Origin of the sequence: Caballeronia sp. J97, from assembly GCF_905220305.1 — a bacterium.
Lineage (GTDB): Bacteria > Pseudomonadota > Gammaproteobacteria > Burkholderiales > Burkholderiaceae > Caballeronia.
Genome location: NZ_CAJMZL010000010.1, coordinates 40,138 through 61,015 on the forward strand (window position 1 = coordinate 40,138; position 20,878 = coordinate 61,015).

Here is a 20,878-nt window from a genome sequence, read left to right on the forward strand (position 1 = left end):
GCGGCACCGCACATATAATCGCTGTTAATAAAACGGCGAATTCTATGAAGAAAGCCGGTTTAGCCGGACGTCGATTTCCGGACATTTTTTCGCCTTCCGGAGCTGCCTCTTCCGGCCTATCCTAGCGGTAGAGATGGCCCGTGGCACTTGCCCCGGCGGCAAGACGTACCGACCCCGAAAGAGAATGCATGCGAAGGTGGGCTTGCGCACCGACAACGCTCGTTTTCAAGAAAATAGGCATTAAGACCTTTTTATGAATTCGAGGTATATCGGGATTATAAAATCGGGTTTGTATGAATAATCGGGGGAAGTCCCAATATAATCGGGATAGGCTCGGTTTCACACATTAAATCGGCATAAATGCGTGGACAATCACAGGGGTTGTACCTACCATAGGCTTTCGGGTTTTGATATTCGAAAAGAGATGCGCCCTCTTCGTGAGTGAGAAAAATGTTAAACCTTGCGCTTGGCTTCATCAGTTCTTTCTGCATGACGCTACTTATAGTTCGATTCGCGGGGCGCTTCGGGGCGCTCTCCCTGGATCATGATTTGAACGGGGTTCAGAAGAATCATTCTCATCCGGTTCCCAGGATCGGCGGCATCGCATTGATGGTCGCAGCCTGCGTGACCTTTCCGATCGCCGCAATTTTCGGCGGCAATCCGCGCGACGAGTCCCTTTTGCTGTTGCTTTGCGCCGCCCCCGCATTCGGTAGCGGCGTGATCGAGGATCTGACCAAGCGCGTGAGCGTCCGGGCGCGCCTGCTGAGTGCGATGCTGGCCGCCCTGCTCGGCGCGTTCGTGCTCAACGGCGTGGTCGGCCGCGTGGATCTGCCGCTCGTCGATCCGATCCTTTCCGTCACGCCCATCGCGATCGGTCTGACGGTCCTCGCCGTCGCCGGGCTCACCAACGCGGTGAATATCATCGATGGTTTCAACGGGCTCGCCGCGGTCGTGGCGATTTTGATCTTCGGCTCGATCGGTTATGTCGCGCATGAAGTCGGCGATCTGCTCGTGATGAGCACGGCGCTCACGATGATCGGTGCAATCGGCGGTTTCGCGATCTGGAACTATCCGGCCGCGTCGATTTTCCTCGGTGACGGCGGCGCCTATTTCATCGGCTTCACGATTGCCGAGTTGCTCGTGCTGCTGGTCGCGCGGCATCCGAATGTGTGCGCGTGGTATGCAATGGTCGTCGCGATTTATCCGCTTTTCGAAACGCTGTTCTCGATCTACCGCCGCAGGATCGTGCGCGGACGCCCGGTCGGTGCGCCCGACGGCATCCACCTGCATACGCTGATTTTCAAACGCATCGTGCGCAAAGGCACGGACCCGCGTCAGCGCCAGCGCAGAAACGCACGCACGTCGCCGTATCTGTGGGTGCTGAGCATGATCGGCATCGTGCCGGCCTCGCTCTTCTGGCACAACCCGGTGGTGCTCGCGGTGACCGCGGCGGTGTTCGCGATCGCGTATGTCTGGCTCTACACAGCAATCGTGCGCTTCAAGACGCCGCGCTGGCTCGTCGGCAGCCAGAGGAGGAGCGTCGTTACGGGCGCCGTCACCGAGCAAACGCATCAAAAGTAATCCTGAGCGATGTGATTGACCCGTAATCGCAGAAAGACAAAAGGCCTCGATCGAATCTGATCGAGGCCTTTTGGTTTTTAATGCATCGTTATGAACTGCACGTCGACGGCTTGAATTGCGCTCGAGAAAAAGGCCTTGGTTCGTTTGAACCAAGGCCTTTTGTCATTCGATGTCGTCGCGAGCGGCGCATTCGCGCCGCCCGTCGATATCAGCTTGCGATGCCTGCGAGATCCGCCGTGCGCGACGTGAACAGCGGGATCGACGACGCTTGCTGATGCTCCAGCCACTGCTGGAACATCAGCACGTTCCACAACTGGCGATGCCAGTTGTGCTCGCCCGACAGGTGTTGCTGCCATTTCGCGCGCACCGTGGCCGCATCGAAGAAGCCCTCGCGACGCAGCCGCGACGCATCGAGCAACGCTTCCGCCCAGTCGCGCAGCTCGCCGCGCAGCCAGTGCGTGATCGGCACGCCGAAGCCCTGCTTGGGCCGCTCGATCATCGCGCGCGGCACGTGGCGATAGAGCACCTGGCGCAGCGCCCACTTGGTTTGCCCGTCGCGCACCTTCATCGACTGCGGCAGACGCCACGCGAACTCAACGACGCGATGATCGAGGAACGGCACGCGCGTTTCGAGCGAGACGCCCATCGCGGCGCGATCGACCTTCGTGAGGATATCGTCGGGCAGGTAAGTGATCATGTCGAGCGCCATCATGCGCTGGACGTCGTCGAGGCCGGTGAAGGCCGGCGCATTGCCGGTCATCAGCGTGGGCGGCTGATAACCGCCGATCACGAGCGCCGCCGGGTCGTTCCATTGCGACATGAGGTGAAGATAAACCTCGTCACGCGACTGGCACGACAGCAGTTGCGCGCCCTTGTGCAGCTTGTCGCCGACCTTCACGCCGCGCAGCGACGAAGGCAGGATCGGCTCCATCAGCCCCGCCATGCTGTTCCAGCGCTTCGGCGATATCCCGACGATGCCCGATGCCGCCAGCTTGCGCAACGGCGCCGGCAGCACCGTCATCTTGTCCCACATGTCCGGCGCCGTCCGGTAGCGCTGATAGCCGCAGAAGAGCTCGTCGCCCGCATCGCCGGACAGCGAGACCGTCACGTGTTGCCGGGCGAGCTGCGAGACGAGGAACGTCGGCACCTGCGAGGAATCGGCGAACGGCTCGTCGTAGAGCTCGGGAAGCCGCGGGATGACATCGAGCGCCTGGCGCGCCGTCACGTACATCTCGGTGTGTTCGGTGCCGAGATGCGCCGAGACGGCCTTCGCGAGCTTGGCCTCGTCGAAGTCGCTTTCGTTGAAGCCGATGGTGAATGTCTTGACCGGACGCGACGACTGCTTCTGCATCAGCGCGACGATCGTCGACGAGTCGACGCCGCCCGAGAGAAAGGCGCCGAGCGGCACGTCGGAGAGCATCTGCTGACGGATCGCGTCGGAGAGCAGATGTTCCAGCTCATCGACGGCGTCTTCCGCGCTGCCCGCGAAGCCGCGCGCGGCGCCGTTGACCGCCGCCTCGACACCGGACCAGTACGACCAGATGCGCGGCTCGCGCCGTTCGAGCGAGACCGTGAGCATCTTGCCCGGTTCGAGTTTGTGGATGCCTTCGAAGATGGAATACGGCGACGGCACGCAGCCATGGCGAATCTGCAGCGTCAGCGCGCCGCGATCGACATTGTTCTCGAACGCGGGATGTTCCCGCAGTCCCTTGAGTTCCGAGCCGAACAGGAACGCGGCTTCCTCGCCGTGACCCTGCCAGCCGTAATAGAGCGGTTTCTCCCCGATGCGGTCGCGGGCGAGCGTGAGCTGGCATTCCTGCCGGTCCCACACGGCGAACGCAAACATGCCGACCGCGCGCTCGATGGTCGCCTGGATGCCCCACGCGTCGAAGCCCGCCATCAGCGTTTCCGTGTCGGAGCTGCCGCGCCAGGCGGGCGCGCGTTGCGTGTCCTCGAGTTCATCGCGCAGATCGAGGTGGTTATAGATTTCGCCGTTGAAGACGATGACATAACGCCCGCTGCCCGACGACATCGGCTGATGCCCCGCCGCCGAGAGATCCAGAATCGCCAGCCGGCGATGACCGAGCGCGACGCCGCGCAGATCATCGGTCCAGTCGCCTGCGTCGTCGGGCCCGCGATAGGCGATGGCCATCGCCATCTTCCGGACCGTTGTCTTCGAGTCGCCCGGGCCGAAACCGCGTCCACCCAGAAAGCCGACGATACCGCACATATTCGTTCTCCTTACGATCCGGCCAAAGGCCGCGCTGTTGCGATGCTCACTTTTCTTCGACGAGCCGCAGGTAGATATCTTCGAAACGCTCGCGCGCGCGCATCATCGTGAATTCGGCGTGGATGCGCGCTTTCGCCATTTGACCGAGACGCATGCGCTCATCGGGTTTCATCTCGACGACGCGGGCGAGGCCCGCTGCGAGTGCATCGGTGTTTTCCTTCTCGACGACCACGCCCGTGCTGGCGACGAGCATGGCCGCGTCGCCCACGTCGGTGACGACGCACGGCAGCGCCATCGCCATGGCTTCGCCGACCACGTTCGGGAATCCTTCCGTGCGCGACGACAGGCAGAACACATCCATCGCCGACAGGCACGCGGGCACGTCGCGCCGCTCGCCGAGCAGCACGAAGCGCGAAGCGAAGCCCGTCTGCGCGATCCAGTCAGCGAGCTCGCGATTGTTCGCGTCGAGATCGCGGCCGACCATCATGAAGCGCACGTCGGAATGGCGCGCAGCCAGCATGCCGGCCGCGCGCACGAAATTGTGGTGATCCTTCACCGGATGAAAGCGCCCGAGAATGCCGACGACGACCGTGCGCTCGTCGAATCCGCATTGCTCGCGGATCGCGTTGCGTTGCTCGGGCGTGGCGCACAGGCGCGCGACATCGAATCCGTTGGGCACGACCATCATGCGGCTCGCGTCGTAGCCGACGGAGACATGCGCGCGGCGCGACGCCTCGGCCGCGCACACGATCGTCTGCGGCACGGAGTACGACAGCCACGCGCAGATCTTGCGCAAGAGGACGGTCACGCGCGAGCCGCCGGATTTGACGTCGGTGGTGCGCACGCCCCAGACGATGCGCTTGTGCGCCGCGATCCGGCCCGCGAGGCCGCCGAGAAAATCGGCGTGATACATCCAGGTCTGGATGATGTCGGGGCGCACTTCGCGGATCAGTTTCACGAGACGCAATAGCGCGCGCGGAAAACCGAGCGGGGATTTCATGCCGAGGCTGCGCACGTCGATGCCGCGCGCGGCCAGTTCTTCACCGACCTTGCCGGTGGTCGTCAGCGAGCAGACGACGTGACGAAACCGCGGGTGTTCGATGTGCGACTCGATGAGGCGCTGAAGCATGCGTTCTGCGCCGTCCGCATTGAGCGCAATGATGACATGGAGAAGCTTCATGGTCCCGGCTGCCGTTTTTTTACGATGGGCCCGTCTCCAGGCAACCGGCGCGCGCGTCGCTGGCGGAAATGCTTGTGCTGACGGGTGTGTTTTTGACGATGGGCTGCCTCGCCGGAGGGCCTGTATCACGCGCGGATGCCCGTCTCCGGTGAGTCATCAATGTAAGCCGGCGCGGTGGCACGCACTGTGCGACGTGCCACACGCCCGTTGTCTTGCCCGTGCGCGTTCCGTGTCACGCGCGCCGCATCGCCCCACGCCAGGGATTCCACTTGCGAAGCTGCGTCTTGAGATCGATGACCGTGATCCCGCCGACCGCATTCCACGTATGAAGCCCCTGATGGCCGCGCGGCGGATTGCGAATCGAAACGGTCCGCTCGGCGTAAGTCGTCGTCGTGAGCTCGGTGATTTCGCGGAAGGTCAGCGCCGCGCCGTATTCGCGCTCGCAATTCTGCGCGGGGCGAATCAGGCGGTTCTGCCCGTCCTTGAACAGGTTGCCGGCCATGCGCGCGAGACGGCAATCCGAGACGACGGGATTCATCGGATGCGCGGTCCACTCGCCGAACGGGCTGTCGGAGTGGAAGATCGACAGTTCGTCCCAGTTCGAGCCGCCGTCCTCCGTCATGCTCGTGAACATCCACCACGTCTTGCCGTCGTGGTGAAGCGTCGTATCGGCGGCGACGACATCGCGCATGATCACCTTGTGCAGCACCCATTCGGTCGGGAACGCGGCCGCCCGGTACATCTCGATCGTGCGGTTGCCGCAGGTTTCCGGAATCATGAAGACGTCGCCTTCATGTTCGAAGAGGAACGGGTATGAAAGGTGATAGCTCTTGTCGAGCACGACGCGCGGCGTTTCCTGCCACGACTGCGTGGCGGGATCGAACGCGATATGGCTGATCGTGCCGCGGTTCGTGTCGTAGGGAAGGCTCTCGAAGAACAGGTGGTAATCGCCGTTCTTGCCGCGCCAGAGGAAAGGATCGGCGTGAAACTGCGAGCTCATGCCCGGAAGCGTGACCCAGTTGCGGCTCTCGTCACCGTCGACGCCGCTCTCCGCCCGCGGCTCGGCCGGGGTATCGGCGCGACGATAGGCCAATACCCAGTGACCGCGCTGGATCAGCAGCTTGAGCGGCTGATTCAGCACCTTGCGCCCGAGATGCCGCAGCGCGAAACATGCCGACGTGAACGCCGACAGACGCGCGGGCCGCGCCTTCGCCTCGATGACCGGAAAATCGCGGACCGACGACGCGGCCTCGAGCCGCTTCTGCGCCCGCTCTACGAGAACGGCGACACGCCGCTCGCTGGTCTGAAGCGACTTCAGGAAGAAGAGCTTCTCCGGTATTGCGACATACGACTCGGCGAGCAGTCGCATCTCGCCCGAGTCGGGCGACTTCCACGCGATCTGGATATGCGGGGTTCGGCATTGGAGAAGCGCGTTCCACAGCGCTTCGATATTCTCGTAGCCGTCGTACAGGACGATGATCGAGCCGCGTGCACGAACGCCGCCTCGCGGTGCCTCGTCAGAGTCACCGTAGAGCCGCTTTTCGATGCGCGTCCACCACTCGAGCATGGAAGGATATGCGGGTTGCGCCATTTCGTTTCCCTCAGACAGCAGCGGATTTGCCAATCGACCGATTAATCATCTTTAGCTAAGCGCTTAACTGTCTTTATATAGTTTGTGTTCCGGCGCTTTCGAAATGATGAACATACATTTCAAATCCGATGCCGGCGAAGAAAGACTAGAGTCTGGGGAAGGTGTGTGCGGTGCGCTATCGCACACAGTTGCGACAGCTAAATAATGCGAGGGATTTTGTACGGCTGTGCAGGAAATGCCGCGCGGCGTGCTGATGGGCGAACTCGAAGCGGCTGCATTGCTGGCCTAGGGGTCGATCGTAACCCTTTGGCGGATGAGGAAAAATTGTCCTGGATCAGGGCTCGTCGCGGCGCACGGCGACTTCGCGCCTGCGATACCACGCAGGACGCTTGTGCCCTCGCTTGCTCGTTTCTTCTGCCTTATTCCTCGAAGACGGCGAGAAAATAATTTCGAACACGGCCAGCAATGCCAGACCGATTATTGCGAAAAAAACAATTGCGCCTATAACACCGACTACAGACATGCTCCCTCCGCGCTCACCCGCGTTGAATCAAGCATTTGATAAATCCCGCTTCAAAAAGTTTTGGCCGATTCTTCTTTTGATTTATTACAAATTATATCACATCGAGATCGGCCAAAAATTGGCGCCAAGACTTTTACAGGTGATTTTCGGACAGATCCGACGTCGACAAATCGCCGAACAAAAGGGTGAATGCACGTCTGTTTCGTTGACCGTCACCGTTGCGGTGCAGCCCGAAAGCCTGCCAGCCCGGCGCGAGGCGGCCGAGACGCCCGCGGAGCACGCGCCGGGTGGGCTATGCTTCGCGATTTAATCCCGCACGGTTCACGAATTAATTGCAGAGATCAGCTTAAGACAGCATTCCGCCATTCGATTTCTCATTTCGATATTCGACGTATCGTCGACAGTCGGTACTGCCCATTTGACCGACAATTTATCTTCCATCGACAGTAAGAAATCCCTCTGTCATGCAAGGCGTTCTTTTTCGGCGGGTTTGTCGGACGTTGTCAAGAGAATGTCCGCTACCGCCAACAAAGAGAGGCTCAATACGGCCACGAATCCGACGGTTCCCGCGAACATGCTGACGAGCTTCATGGTTTCCTCCGCCAGTCAAAGGGCGAATGCTTCCGTTGCTCAAGGTGGCCGCCCGCGCTCGCTACGTCAGCGCGAGCGCCGGCAACCGTTTCAACGGTAGCATAGACGCAACTTCGCCGAAAAAGTATTCATTCTGCGGCGAAATATGCGCCCACGCGATTTGCGCAGACGAAAAAATATCGTCAGAGGGGATCGACGCGATCGATTTCAGCGCCCGCGCCTGCCGACGCCGACCGTCACCTCCGCTTCCGCACCATCGTGGTTCCACGCGTGCCTCGCAGAGTCGCGGCCGCCGCCCATCGCGCGCGTGAGGATCGCCCTTGTGCCCGGCGTCGCGCTGAGGTGCGCAAGCTGGGTGGCCTCGACCCACAGCAGCTCATGGAATCGGGCACTGGCCTTCGGCCGCAAATGCACATCCTCCGGTATCGCAATGCGAAAAACATGATGCAGATGATGCGCCGACACCTGTTGAAACAGGAACGCGGCGGCCTTGGCCTCCACGCCGGTGTCTTCGTGCAGCGCTCGGATCGCTGCGACAATCGTCAATTCGTCGAATGCTACTGCTCCGCCTGGCAGCAACCACGGTCCGCCCCGTTCGCGGACCAGCAGCACTGACTGGTGACGAACCAGCAGCACTGTTGCTCGTTCTCTCATCCCCGTCTCCGTGTTGCACCCCAATTCGTTGTTGGATTGATGGTGCGATACGACACGCGGCGTGCCATTTTTAAATCACCGTCGTGTCGATCTTAAGCTTGAACTGGCGTGCACGCTCGATCTTCACAGGCTTCGCCGGGCTTCGCAATGCGTGATGTCCCACGTATGTGCGCTGTACGACGAGGCGTGAGCGGAAAAAATGCCCGCAATGGCAAGATTATCGGAGTGGGTCGGACCGACCGGGTTCTGCGCGCCGGGGGATTGCAGAAAGATGCGTGACTGATGCGCGGCCGCGCGCGAGTCGAGCGCGCGGCCGGCGATGTCTGCTATGGGACATGGATGTTTTGCGCGATCCCCGTCATTCGCCCAGCGCGGGATCGCTCATGCTGTCGCGTCCGGTCTCCACGTGACCCGCGAGACGCCGCAGAAACGCACGATCCGTGTCGATCGTGATCTCGACGTCGTACCAGCCGTGCGCGTCGCGCAGATCGAGGTAGACCTGCGCGATGTCGCCGCCCCGTACGCGCCGCGTGATCGTCTTCGACGGATCGTACGCATTGCTCACACTGAAGGTGCACGCGGCCGTTCCGCGATTCGCGAGTCTCAGTTCCAGATTGCCGTTGGCGACGTCGTAGCCTTCGGCGACTTCCGGCGCGGCCTGCTCTCGTGTCCACCAGCCCCGCTGCTGCGTGCCGGCTTTGCCCGCGATCCGCCGCAGAAAACCGTTGGGGCCGTGCACGACGAAATCGAAGTTGCCGTCGGCATTCGCCGCGACGCGGTCTGCGAGACGCTTGCGCGCTTCGACCGTGTACGTGCGCGGCGCGTCCGTGCTCGCGTTGCGATAGAGCAGGAACACCGCGCCCGCGCTTCCAGTGTTGATGAAATCGAACGCAACGGCGTCCTTCGACGCATCCGGGCGCGCGCGCACGAAAAGCTCGTACGGCAACGCGCGCGCGGCACGCGAACCCGATTCCTGCTTCGGCATCGTCTGCGCGGCGGGCGGAACGGGCACGTAGTCCGGGTGACGTTGCTTGTCGGGGGGAACATAGTCGCTCGTGCTCGGTAACGTGGGCATCGCGCTGTTCGGATTGCGGAAGTCGAACGCCGAGGTCAGATCGCCGCAGATCGCGCGTCGCCATGGCGAGATATTCGGCTCGGCGAGGCCGTGCGCGCGCCCGAAGCGCTTCTGGATGAAGCGGATCACCGAGGTATGGTCGAAGGTTTCGGAGCACACCCAGCCGCCTTTGGACCACGGCGACACGACGAGCATCGGCACGCGCGCGCCCAGGCCATACGGGCCGCTCGCGTATTTCGCGCTGCCCGGGAAGATTTCCGCGCCGGTATCGACCGTCGACAGGCCGTTCGCGCTGGATGTCGGCGGAAACGGCGGCACGACGTGATCGAAGAAGCCGTCGTTTTCGTCGTAGTTGATCAGCAGCGCCGTCTTGCTCCACAGATCCGAGTTCGAGGTCAGCACCTGCAACACCTGATCGATATACCAGGCGCCATAGTTCGCGGGCCAGTTCGGATGCTCGGAAAACGCCTCGGGCGCGACGATCCACGAGACTTGCGGCAGCGTGCCGGCTTGCACGTCGCGCTTCAGAATCGAGAAGTAGTCGTCGCCGGCGGCCGCGTTCGTACCGCGGCGCGCCTTTTCATACAGCGGGCTGCCGGGCTGCGCGTTCTGATATTGCGTGAAGTACAGCAGCGAGTTGTCGCCGTAGTTGCCGATGTAGGCGTCGTCGGTCCAGCCCCACGCATTCTTCGCGTCGAGCCCGTTGCCGATGTCCTGATAAATCTTCCACGAGATGCCCGCGCGCTCCAGCACTTCGGGGAACGTGGACCAGCCGTAGCCGGCTTCCGCGTTGTCGACGACCGGGCCGCCGCCCGTGCCGTCGTTGCCGACATAGCCCGTCCACATGTAGTAGCGATTCGGATCGGTCGACGTGTTGGTCGAGCAGTGGTACGCGTCGCAAATCGTGAAGGCGTCGGCGAGCTGATAGTGGAACGGGATGTCGTCGCGTTGCAGGTACGCCATCGTCGTCGTGCCCTTGAACGGCACCCACTGGTCGTACAGGCCGCCGTGGAACGCGCCCTTCCCGTCCGTCCAGCCGTGCGGCAGATCCTGCAGGAATTGCAGGCCCATATTCGCAGCACCGGGATGAAACGGCAGCACTTCGCCCGCGCCGGCCGCGACCGGCTGATTGAAAACCGGCTTGCCGCCGGGCAGCGTCACGGCGCTCTTGTCGCCGAAGCCGCGCACGCCGCGCAAGGTGCCGAAGTAATGATCGAACGAGCGATTCTCCTGCATCAGCACGACGATGTGCTCGATGTCCTCGATCGATCCATGACGGTTGTTCGCGGGAATCGCGAGCGCCTGGCGAATGCCGAGCGGCATCACGTTCAACGCGGCGGTCGCGCCTGCAGCCTCGACGGCCGCGCGCAGAAAGTCACGACGGTTTTTGTTTTTCATTCGTTTCGCGGGGAAGTGAAGAGGAAAGGTCAGTCCACAGAGTGAATCACCGGTGTCGCGAGCGGCTCCGACGCGGCCCGTGCCATCGCGGGTCGCGCGGACCGATCGGATGCGCCACCCGTGGCCTGCTGCGCCCAGTCCTGAAGCTCGCTCGTCGCGCCGGACGCGGGCGTCGCGAAAGGCGCGTTGTTCGACGCGTCGACCGATGACGACGAACTCGCATCCGGCTTGCTGCATCCGCAAACGATTGCGCCGGCGCAAGCGACGAAACACGCCACGACGGCGTGGCGGCGGCATACAGCAGTCGACATCGGCTTCTCCGGCAAGGTCGCGCAGATCGATACGGCGCTGCGAAGCTTAGCCATGGCTTGTGTAAGCAATGTGACCGGGCCGCGATACCATAGGCCCGCAGATCGACGACATGACAAGACGAATCGCCATCCAGAGGACGACACGCGCGTGAGACAGCACGACGATGCGAACGGAGAACTTCGCCAGGACAACGCAGCCCCTTCCCTATCCGATGCATCCGCCGCGCACCGGGCGATCGTCCACGAGACCGATCGCAAGCAAGCGCTCCTGCTCGCGATGGCGCTGTCGCTCGGCAGCGCCATCGCGCTCGGGCTCGCGCGCTTTTCCTACGGGCTGCTGCTTCCGCCGATGCGGCTCGATCTCGCGTGGAACTTCGCCCAGGCCGGCGCGATGAATACGGCGAATGCGTTCGGCTATCTGCTCGGCGCGCTCGCATTCTCACGATTGTCGATGCGCGTGCCCTCGCAGACGCTATTCGTCGCCGGCTGCGCGCTGACAGTTTTCCTGATGGCGGCAAGCGGCACCACGACCGATACCGATGCCCTGCTCGCGCTGCGCGTGGGCACGGGCATCGGCAGCGCGCTCGTCTTCGTGAGCGGCGGCGTGCTGGCGGCACGGCTCGCATCGATGTCGCCGCGCGATGCCGGGCTCGTGATCGGCCTCTACTACGGCGGCACGGGCTGGGGCATCGTGATTTCGTCGCTGCTGGTTCCGCTTGCGGTGCTGCCCGTCGCGCACGGCTGGCGCTTCGCGTGGTTCGCGCTCGCGGCCGCATGCGCCGCGTGCTCGGGCGCCGCGATCTGGGCCGCGCGACGAATCGAAATCGCGCAGCCGCTGTCGTCGGCGCGGCACGGCGCGGGGTCCGCATCGGGCGTGCCGGTGCAACGGCGGCGCTTTGCGCTCGCGCTCGCCGGATACGGATGCTTCGGCATCGGCTATATCGGCTACATGACTTTCATCGTCGCCCTGCTGCGCAACACCGGCATGAGCGCGGCGGTGGTGAGCGGCTTCTATGTCCTGCTGGGCGTGGCGACGGTCGTGTCCGCGCGGATGTGGTCCGGGCTTCTCGACCGGATGCGCGGCGGCCAGGCGCTGGCGATTCTCAACGGCCTGCTCGCCGCGGCGACGCTCGTTCCCGCGATGCTCGCGCATCCGTTGGCGGCATTCGTGTCGGGTGCGCTGTTCGGTGCGACGTTCCTGTCGGCGGTGGCATCGACGACGGCTTTCGTGCGGCACAACCTGCCGGCGAATCAGTGGCCGAGGGGCATCAACGCGTTCACGATCGTGTTCGCGCTGGGGCAGATCGTCGGTCCGGTCGTGATCGGGCGGATCTCGGACAGCGCGGGGCTGACTCGCGGCCTCGTGTATTCGGCGCTCGTGCTGGCAGTGGGTGCGATGCTCGCGGCGTGTCAGAAGCCGTTGCACCGCACGTCAGACGCGGCGTGACTGATCATCCGGAGTCCGAATGAATCCGCGGTGCTTCGCGTGGGTCAGATCCGGCTGCCCGCGCGCGCCTTTTTCATTTTCGCGTAGACGTGCGAGCAGAACGCGTCGGCGACGACGCGATTGACCGTGAGAATGTTTTCCGCGCTCAAGCTCTCGCGCGAAAGCCCCTGTTTTTCGATGAGACGCTGCGGAATCAGTTGGCTCACGAACGAGTGGCACAACTCCTTGCGTGACGGCGCGTCGACCGATTCGAAGTAGTCGCGGCCGGCTTTGATCTCCTCGCTCATCTTGGCCTTGGCCGAGTCGTTCTGAGCCTGGATACTGGCTTCGAGATTCGCTTGCGCCGAATCGCGTGAACGACGGTCTTTTTTGTCGTCCTCCAGCTGCTTCGCCTTGATCGACGCCATCCTGCGGTCCGCTTCGCCGATGCGGTAGTTTCCCTCCAGCGCCTTGAACAGATAGCCGCGCGGGCTGACCGTCACCTTGCCTTCGTTGAGCTTGTAACGCGTGTATTCGATGGCCTGCTCGAGCCGCTCGTCGGTCCAGACGTCGCGACGCTTCGCGAGGCGTTCGAAGTCGGGCGTGTCGAAGGCGAATTCGTTGTGCAGGAGAAGATACATCGAGTCCTGAATGCCGGCGCGCGCTGCATCGGCGCCCTGCTTCTTCGTGAAGCGAAAACGAATCTTCAGTTTCTCCGCGGGGACACGTTCGGCATTCGGCTCCCAACTGACATCGAAGTCGGAGACCTCGTTGAGCTGGTCGATGGCGGGCTCGAGGAAGCGCTTCTTGAACTCCTTCACTTCCTTGCGCGACTCGCCGACTTTTCCCGGCCATTCGAGCACGTCGTCGAATGCGAACCACTCCGTCACGCCGTGGCCTTCGCACGGAATGAGGCGGTCGTAGATCGCCCGGGCCAGCGAAAGCGAGAACGCCGTCGATGCGCGCAGACTCAGCCAGTGGGCCTTGTACGGGCTGATCAGATACTTGATGACGCGCCCCGCGAGCAGAACGCAAACGACGTTGCGCTCGATATAGCAGTCGCCCAGCAGACTGATGGTGCCCCACGAGTCTTTTTCGGTCAGTTCCTCGATCGACGGCGCCGTCATGATTTCGACGCGTGCGCGCGCCGCGGCTCGCATCTGCGCGATGAGGTGGCTGTGGTTGCGGCTGTCGTAACGCATCAGCCACTTGAAGTAGTTGACGTCAGCCGTGAAGGTGTAGACCTTGTCGTCGACGAGCTCTTCGGGCGCTTTCGTTGCGACGATGAAATAGGCCGCATCCAGCACGCGCCGCGCGGCGATGCCAAGGCCGCCGACGCGCGTGAAGATGTTGTTGCGCAGGAAACCGATGTCCCTCGTCGACTCGCAGATCGCCGAGCCTTGTGCGGACATGTCTTCGTAAATGTCCAGCGCAAGCTGCTGCGGCGTGACAGTGAGGTCTTGGTTTTCCATGCTTCCGATTCGGCTTCGATCCCCGGCACTCTATCAGGCGAGCAAGGGGTGTCAACACAAAAACCGCCCCGGCGCTCGCATGATGTTATCCGCACAAAAACCGTCCCGATCGCTTCAGACGATCACAATTTCCGCCCGGCTCGCCACAAATTCCGCCCCCCGCAGCCCAATTTGCGAACTGCTCAGCACAAAAACCGCCCGGCTCTTCACAAAAAGCGTCCCTATTCACAGGCTTGTTAGTTGATTCATAAGGGAAAAGGGGTTCCCTGTTTGTTGGTTTGCGGGTCTAGGTTTACAAAAAAACCAAACAAACGCAGGGGATTGTTTACTCGCCAAATTCGCATCGAATACGCTAAGCGATTGAATTTCAAGAGAAAATTAGTTCATAGGCAGTCGACACAAAAACCGTCCCCTGGGTGGTTTTTGTGCAGGCGCAATGGCGATCTGGCGGGATGCGATAGAACCGGAGTAATAGGCGGGTTAGGCGTGCAGAACGTCGATTGGGGCAGCTTAAAAACCGCTTCAAAATCAAAGTAATGTCGTGCACGAGATGGCCGAACGGTTAAATCTCGGCGCAATACAACCTTGTTTACACGTATTCGTGTATTCTGCGCTTCGACGTCAATACTTGGAGAAAGCGCAGAATGGCAAACGTAGGCACTCTACCTATGGAAGACCGGAAGGTTACCCTTCGTGAAGTGGCGGATTTCGCGGATAACCTCGAACCCTTTTCGGACAACCTTCGGGAACAAATCCTCGCTCCCCGCCCGCGCAAGGTCGCGCCTTTCTATACGATCAGCGAACTGGCCGAGATGTGCAATCTGACTCGGCAGCAGATCCAATATCTGGTGACCAAGGGCGAAGGTGGGCTGCCGACGGGCACGCTCAATGGCAGCGGGCGCAGTCGGACGTTTACTCTGCCGGAAGTTCGAGTCTGGGTGAAGATGGCGTCTGATATCTACCAGACTCGTCTCGACGACAGTGACGGTGCGTTCAGGGGCAAAGTACTGACGACTGCTCAACTGAAAGGCGGATCGGCGAAGACGACGACGACCGTCTGCCTGGCGCAGGCGCTGACGCTCCTCGGTCGCAAGGTTTTGCTGATCGACCTCGATCCGCAGGCATCCGCGTCCGAGTTGTGTGGCCTCTATGCCGAGAAGGAAATATCCGGCGACGATACCGTCCTGCCCTATATCTATGACCAGAACGTCGAAGGCGGGCTCGGAGCGAGCGTACAGTCGACGTATTGGGACGGCCTCGACATCATCCCCGGTCACACGTTCTTATATGGTGCGGAGTTTCTTCTCCCCGCTCGCCAGAAAACGATTCAAGGTTATCGATTCTGGGCGGTGTTGCGCGAAGGTCTCGAACCGCTGCGATCGCAGTACGACTACATCTTGATCGATACGTCACCGTCGCTGTCGTACATGAACCTTAATGCGCTGCTTGCCGCCGACGCGCTCGTCATGCCGATGATTCCCGAGAATCTGGACTTCATCAGTTCGTTGGCATTCTGGCGGCTCTTCTCCGACGTCGCGGAAGATTTTCTTCCTTACGAAGAAGACAAGGTCTACGACTTCATCTCCATCCTGCTGTCGAAGGTCGACTATGGCAAGACGTCGTCGGCGCCGGTCGTGCGTCAATGGGCACAAAGCGCATACGGCCGCTGGCTCGATCCATTCGAGATTCCGGCCAGCTCGGTGATGAGCGGCGGCGCCCTTTCCTTCTCGACTGCCCTGGATGTCGTCAGCACGCATTCCACGGCGAAGTCGCTTCAACGCGTGCGACAGCCCATGATGCAATATGCCAAATGGCTGGATGATATGTTTGTCAAATCGTGGAAGGAGTCGGCATGAGCAATAATATTCGGGAACAACTGATGGCCAAGACGGCCAACTTGCCGAAGCCAGCCGATTTCAAAGGCGAGAACAAAAAGGATAAGACAAATCGCGGTCCGCAGACGATGCCGGGCATCACGAGCGCGTTGGCTGCCGCTCAGCTTCGGATTCAGGAACTGGAATCGCGGGGCGTCGAAACGGAAATCTCCGTCGACGCCATTGTCCCGAATCCTTGGCAGCCACGTCGCCAATTCAGCGAGGCGAAACTTTCGGAACTGGCACGCTCCATCGGTGAGGTGGGTCTGCTTCAGGCGGTGACGGTTCGACGCGTTGGCGAAGCATTTCAGCTCGTAGCCGGCGAGCGGCGTTGGCGGGCACACAAACTAATTAACAAGGCAACGATTCGGGCGGTCGTCATCGACTGTACGGATCAGGATATGGCCGCGCTGGCGTTAATGGAAAACGTCACGCGCGATGATCTGTCCGATTACGAAATAGCCATTGCGATCCGTCGAGCCGAAGCAGAGTTTCCCAATCGGACCAGGCTAGCGGAAGCGATGGGGATCACGCGCAGCGATCTTTATCGCTTTCTCGCATACGATGCGTTGCCAGACTTTGTGAAGCGAGATCTGGATTTGAACCCATCGGTGCTCGGAGCGTCGTCGGCGCAGGATATCGCCAACGCGCTGAAGAAGACCGGCGAACAGGGTTTCAAGGCGCTTCAGGAGTTGTGGCCACAGGTTCTCTCAGGAGATCTCGTTCAAACCAAGGTCGCGGCGAGCTTGAGCGCACACGCGAGCCGTGGCGAGTCCGCGACGGACGCGGGAGGCCGGAGCATTCTCAAGATTTTCGCCGGCAAGGTACAAGCCGGGAGCATAACGAAGGACGTCAAAGGTCTCACGTTCAAGTTCAAAGCGGGTGTTATGACTGAGGAGCAGGAAAGCCAGCTTAGAGAACACATAGGAAAGATGTTCTCGATACGATCTGAGTAATTCGCTTCAGAACCCGCTTCGGCGGGTTTTTTATTGGAGTGATTTGGAGGTGTCGTCGGGGCGAGCGGCACAAGCTATCCGCAAGAGTGTCCGAATTCGGACAGCGCGCCGGCATAGGATTCGGCATCTCGTCGGTGTGATGGACCGAATGCGCTGAGATGAGAGTCAAGATGCGGAACTGTCCAGCGTGGAATTCGAAGCGCCGTCGCCGTGATGAACCGGACACGGCGAGATGAGTGTCCGAATTCGGACAGTGGTAGGGACGTGGAGTCCGAAGGCTCGTGGGCGCAATCAGTAGATGTCCTCGTGATGAGTGTCCGAATTCGGACAGTGAAGTGGAATCGGAATTTGAAGTCTCGCGGGCGTGATGAGACGATCATGACGAAATGAACGTCCGAAGCCGGACTGTAACGAGAACGTGGAATTCGGAATCGCCGCCATCGGGAGCCGAAGCCGACGTGAGTGTCCGTATTTGGATAGACAACAGACGTAAATTTTTTGAAATCTCGCTGGCGCGATGGGCTGAACACGTGGGGATGACTGTCCGAATTCGGCCGCTGAAGGCGTGACACGGAACGCGCAATGGCGAGCGCAAAAAGTTCGCGCCACATAGGTCTCTACACGCTTGTCTGCCGGGATCGCGAGCAAACCGCTTTCACTTGTGGCTGAACGGCAAGCTAAATCCAGTGAAGCCCGATGCCTCGAAAATCAAAGCCAGTCCGTCGAGTACCGGAAGCTTTAAGCTTTAACGGGCACGGTTGTTAGTGTCCGAATTCGGACAGTCAATCACCTGATTCATCATTCGCACGCGCGTCGAGATGGCTAGCTGAGATTAAGCATATCGACGGCGAAACGAAAAGACCCGCCGGGTTCGTTCAGGCAGGCATCGAACCGATATCGGAAACGCGAATACTTCGAGCGTCTCGAACGAGCATCCGGAGCGCTCACGAGACCTTCTCCGGCGCAGGATCGATCGCATATTCCTCGAGTTCGGGCGGGCGAACGCCTTGCTGAAGCGCCAAACTCGCATATCGCACTCGTGCACTTGGGGAAGGTCACCCGAAATCACGATTGTCGATGAAGCCAGAAGGCGAAAGCCGAATTGCTAATTGTGGGACGGTGGATTAGGTCCCGAAAGCTCATTACGCAGTCTTGTGAACTCGCGGTTGCGTTCTCGACGCCGAGACTATGAAGTCCGCACTCACCGTCTGGTTGCGATCGAAATCTGTGAGCGGGTAAGCGAGTCTGTCCAAGAGCGCCTTCGAAATCCTGAATGGGAATGTGAGATTAACCTGACTAATTGCCAAGCCGGTGTCGCTGCGGGACCTTCCGGATGGTCGCTCGCGCCGAAATCGCCGTGAAACAATCTGAATAAGATTAAACCATCACATATTGCTTTATAATCATATAGTTATGAAATTATTCTCAGCTTGTTTCACGAAAAGTGGTCTAAGACACAGTCGAATGCCACGCGCAAACGTCGGGTAGATGGCTGCGAACGAACCTTCGACGAGTTTCCCCATTTGCCTGTATCAATCGATACAAATTTCGTGTTGCGCAGAAAGGCCGATGGCGGAACAGGTTATCCACCTACAAACTTGATATATACGCGTCGGGCATGTCGACAGGAGCATGGCCGGCCACATCGCGCGGCTCGAATCGAGTCCGTGCGCGGCACCGCATCGAAAGCTGATCGCAGCCTGACGATCGTGTTACTCGCGGCCCTCCGACCACGACCACGACCGACCTTTTCAAACCGGCGCCGACTTGCGCACATGCATCGCCTGATACGGCTCGCCGGCCTTGAAGCGCTCGAGACGCTCGCTCGCGACCGACAGCGCCGCGAGCGACGCGCGCCGCAACTGATGATCGTAGAGCGACACGATCGCCGCGAGCCGGTCGAAGTCGTCCGCCGCGACGGTCCACGAACCGGACGCACGGCCGGCGTCGAACACGGCGGCCATCGTCTGGTCCGCACGAAGCAGTTCTTCATGCGAGAAGTCGCCGTGTCCCGCTTCCGCGAGGAACTTGGCGAGATACATCGCCTCGGTGATGTGCTGCGCGGGCGCGATGTCCGGCGAACCCGAGCGCAGCGCCGTCAGCGACATATGCGCCGCGAGCGCGAGTTCGTCCGCCACCGCGCGTGGGATGGGAAGCAGCTGCGCCTTGCCGAGCCGCGCGCGCGTCGCCTGGGGCGAGCGCTGAAAAGGAATAGTGCGTGACATGCGAGGATCGATGGTTGACCTTCTCAGGTTAACGTTCATCGACCGCCGAATCTGAAGGGTGCTGTCCGCGTTCCTGCTCGAAATGTTCGACGACCGCGATCGCGCGTTCGCACTGATCGGCGTCCAGCGTGTGGATGCTGCACTTGTCCGGCTCGACGCCGATCGTCTGAGCAAGCCACTTCATCCCTTTGGAGCGCGCCTCGAAGACGTTGCAGCCGTCGCGCCGGACCTTGGCCTGCACGAGCGGCTCGAGCGCCGCGTGCAGCTTCACTTTCAGATCGCGCAACCGGGCATCGGCGAGACGGCCGAGCGGGACATTGCGCGTGCTGCGCGGAAAGATGCCGATCCACGCCTGACAATCGGCGCATGTCCAGAGCGGGCCGTGATCGTCGCGATACGGATAGGCTTCATCGCCAGCGCGCGTCAGGGTCGCGGGCGCGCCGCAGTAGTCGCAGTTCGGATGAGGCAGAGGTTTGACAGGTCGGCCGACACGCATCGCCAGAATCTCCCGGGCAGGACGACGAATATAACAAATGCGCCGATCCGGCTGGCTCGATGCGCAGCCGCCGGATAAGCAAGCGCGGCCGCAAAATCGATGCCGTGCGCGTCGTCAAGGGCGGCGGTCGATCGGAAACGCACTTTTCGCAGTCCCCCAATGGCGGGGTGCTCTCCCTCCGTGTGTGTGGTTTTTTCTGACGATCGTTCGGTCGATAGTAGAGGCCATCAGAAGACGGCCGCACATCGGCCACGCGTGGCGGTGTTTCCACACGACAAACTCTCATCTGCGGCGAAGCGGCTACAACGCGCGGCATGCGCGACGCTCCTGATCAGGAAGCGAATCCATATCGCCAGCGCTCGCGGATCTCTGGGCTTCACACTCGTCGAGGCCACGTTCGTTCTCTAAGCATGAGCACATCTGGATAGCCGCCACTGCGCGGCCAGCAAGGAGGTAACCTGAAATGAGATCCCATCAGACAAAGCGCGCGATGCTCGTCGCGATCACGGTGCTCGCGTTCAGCGCCGTGTGCGGGACCAGCTTCGCCGCGAACGGCATGGACGATGCCGATTCGCTCGCGCTCACCATTCAGACGCCATCGGGCGGAACGTCGCGCCTGATCTACGCCGATGACGACGGCTGGCGCCTCGACGATCATGACGCCCGTCTCAAGCCGATGGAAGCGCGCATCACGCCGGCCTCGGCGGAGCCTCGAAAAGAAGTGTCCGCGGGCGAGCGGCCGATGACCGTCTTCATCGACGGCCCGACGGGCTTCACCTATGTCTGGTCGCGCGATCAGGGCTGGAAGTACGTCGGCAAGCTCGCCGGCCACAACCGTTGAGCAGCGCCCGGGTGACCTTCGTGATGCGACGAACGCTGTCGTGCGCGATCGCGGGCGTGTTCGGCGTGTCGGTGTCCGCGCATGCACAGACGCCCGGCGCGCCGGCCACAACCGACGCCGCGCTCGTCGATGCCTGGCGGGCGGTGCGTATCGCCGACTGCGCGCGTTGCCACGGCAAGGATCACGAGGGACTCGCCGCGCCGTCGATCGTCGGCTTTGCGCGCACGCAGAGCCGCGAACGCTTCATCGCGGCGATTCTCGACGGCAATCCGCCGATGGGTATGCCCGCCTACCGTGGCACTCCGCTGATCGAGAATCATATCGATGCGATCTACCGCTATTTCGCCGCACGCGCCGACGGCAGCATCGCGCCCGGCGCGATGCCGGGTCGCAAGTAAGAAAACCCACCTAGACTTCAATAGCGCGCTATCACTCGAAGCGCGAACGGAGGTTG

At 61.3% G+C, this 20,878-nt stretch carries 17 protein-coding genes; 7 read left to right on the forward strand and 10 right to left on the reverse strand.

The annotated features are described in order from the left end of the window. Nucleotides 1-450 precede the first annotated feature (450 nt). Nucleotides 451-1,581: a glycosyltransferase gene (locus U4Y90_RS15240; RefSeq protein ID WP_321795594.1), complete on the forward strand. Its 1,131-nt coding sequence runs from the start codon at nucleotides 451-453 to the stop codon at nucleotides 1,579-1,581. A gap of 208 nt (nucleotides 1,582-1,789) precedes the next feature. Here U4Y90_RS15240 and asnB read toward each other — a convergent pair whose 3' ends face one another. The 3 genes from asnB to U4Y90_RS15255 form a co-directional block, all read right to left on the reverse strand. Beyond that, nucleotides 1,790-3,811 (reverse strand): asparagine synthase (glutamine-hydrolyzing), encoded by a 2,022-nt coding sequence (asnB, locus tag U4Y90_RS15245; RefSeq protein ID WP_321795596.1) that lies wholly within the window; start codon nucleotides 3,809-3,811, stop codon nucleotides 1,790-1,792. A 46-nt stretch (nucleotides 3,812-3,857) separates the two neighbouring features. Next, nucleotides 3,858-4,991, reverse strand: coding sequence for a glycosyltransferase family 4 protein (locus tag U4Y90_RS15250; protein ID WP_321795598.1), 1,134 nt, complete (start codon nucleotides 4,989-4,991; stop codon nucleotides 3,858-3,860). Between the two features lie 232 nt (nucleotides 4,992-5,223). After that, nucleotides 5,224-6,582, reverse strand: coding sequence for a hypothetical protein (locus U4Y90_RS15255; protein ID WP_321795599.1), 1,359 nt, complete (start codon nucleotides 6,580-6,582; stop codon nucleotides 5,224-5,226). A 401-nt stretch (nucleotides 6,583-6,983) separates the two neighbouring features. Between U4Y90_RS15255 and U4Y90_RS15260 the strand changes: the two genes are divergently transcribed. After that, nucleotides 6,984-7,415, forward strand: a complete 432-nt coding sequence (locus U4Y90_RS15260; RefSeq protein ID WP_321795601.1) for a hypothetical protein — start codon at nucleotides 6,984-6,986, stop codon at nucleotides 7,413-7,415. A 152-nt stretch (nucleotides 7,416-7,567) separates the two neighbouring features. Here U4Y90_RS15260 and U4Y90_RS15265 read toward each other — a convergent pair whose 3' ends face one another. The 4 genes from U4Y90_RS15265 to U4Y90_RS15280 all read right to left on the reverse strand — a co-directional run bounded on the left by U4Y90_RS15265 (nucleotide 7,568) and on the right by U4Y90_RS15280 (nucleotide 11,134). Then, nucleotides 7,568-7,696 (reverse strand): hypothetical protein, encoded by a 129-nt coding sequence (locus tag U4Y90_RS15265; protein ID WP_321795602.1) that lies wholly within the window; start codon nucleotides 7,694-7,696, stop codon nucleotides 7,568-7,570. A 207-nt stretch (nucleotides 7,697-7,903) separates the two neighbouring features. Then, nucleotides 7,904-8,350, reverse strand: a complete 447-nt coding sequence (locus tag U4Y90_RS15270) for an NUDIX domain-containing protein (RefSeq protein ID WP_321795604.1) — start codon at nucleotides 8,348-8,350, stop codon at nucleotides 7,904-7,906. A gap of 358 nt (nucleotides 8,351-8,708) precedes the next feature. After that, nucleotides 8,709-10,823: a phosphocholine-specific phospholipase C gene (locus U4Y90_RS15275; protein WP_321795606.1), complete on the reverse strand. Its 2,115-nt coding sequence runs from the start codon at nucleotides 10,821-10,823 to the stop codon at nucleotides 8,709-8,711. 29 nt (nucleotides 10,824-10,852) lie between these two features. After that, a complete protein-coding gene (locus U4Y90_RS15280; protein WP_321795608.1) occupies nucleotides 10,853-11,134 on the reverse strand; it encodes a hypothetical protein in 282 nt (93 codons plus the stop codon). A 277-nt stretch (nucleotides 11,135-11,411) separates the two neighbouring features. On the opposite strand from U4Y90_RS15280, the gene U4Y90_RS15285 reads away from it, so the two are divergent. Further along, complete coding sequence (locus tag U4Y90_RS15285; RefSeq protein ID WP_321795835.1) at nucleotides 11,412-12,581, forward strand: YbfB/YjiJ family MFS transporter; 1,170 nt, start codon at nucleotides 11,412-11,414, stop codon at nucleotides 12,579-12,581. A 44-nt stretch (nucleotides 12,582-12,625) separates the two neighbouring features. Here the strand turns inward: U4Y90_RS15285 and U4Y90_RS15290 are convergent, their stop codons facing one another. Further along, nucleotides 12,626-14,032, reverse strand: a complete 1,407-nt coding sequence (locus U4Y90_RS15290; RefSeq protein WP_321795610.1) for a replication initiation protein — start codon at nucleotides 14,030-14,032, stop codon at nucleotides 12,626-12,628. 644 nt (nucleotides 14,033-14,676) lie between these two features. Here U4Y90_RS15290 and U4Y90_RS15295 point away from each other — a divergent pair. Continuing rightward, nucleotides 14,677-15,888 (forward strand): ParA family protein, encoded by a 1,212-nt coding sequence (locus U4Y90_RS15295; protein WP_321795612.1) that lies wholly within the window; start codon nucleotides 14,677-14,679, stop codon nucleotides 15,886-15,888. Continuing rightward, nucleotides 15,885-16,862, forward strand: a complete 978-nt coding sequence (locus tag U4Y90_RS15300) for a ParB/RepB/Spo0J family partition protein (protein WP_321795614.1) — start codon at nucleotides 15,885-15,887, stop codon at nucleotides 16,860-16,862. Before U4Y90_RS15295 ends, U4Y90_RS15300 begins: the two co-directional genes overlap by 4 nt. A gap of 1,751 nt (nucleotides 16,863-18,613) precedes the next feature. On the opposite strand, the gene U4Y90_RS15305 is transcribed toward U4Y90_RS15300, so the two are convergent. Next, nucleotides 18,614-19,087, reverse strand: coding sequence for a hypothetical protein (locus tag U4Y90_RS15305; protein WP_321795616.1), 474 nt, complete (start codon nucleotides 19,085-19,087; stop codon nucleotides 18,614-18,616). Nucleotides 19,088-19,115: 28 nt separating this feature from the next. Further along, nucleotides 19,116-19,583, reverse strand: a complete 468-nt coding sequence (locus U4Y90_RS15310; RefSeq protein WP_321795617.1) for a zinc-finger-containing protein — start codon at nucleotides 19,581-19,583, stop codon at nucleotides 19,116-19,118. A gap of 463 nt (nucleotides 19,584-20,046) precedes the next feature. Here U4Y90_RS15310 and U4Y90_RS15315 point away from each other — a divergent pair, with 463 nt between their 5' ends. Further along, nucleotides 20,047-20,424: a hypothetical protein gene (locus tag U4Y90_RS15315; protein ID WP_321795619.1), complete on the forward strand. Its 378-nt coding sequence runs from the start codon at nucleotides 20,047-20,049 to the stop codon at nucleotides 20,422-20,424. Nucleotides 20,425-20,447: 23 nt separating this feature from the next. Continuing rightward, nucleotides 20,448-20,822 carry a c-type cytochrome gene (locus U4Y90_RS15320; protein ID WP_321795836.1) on the forward strand — a complete coding sequence of 125 codons (375 nt, stop codon included), beginning with the start codon at nucleotides 20,448-20,450 and terminating at the stop codon, nucleotides 20,820-20,822. The last annotated feature ends 56 nt before the right edge of the window (nucleotides 20,823-20,878 follow it).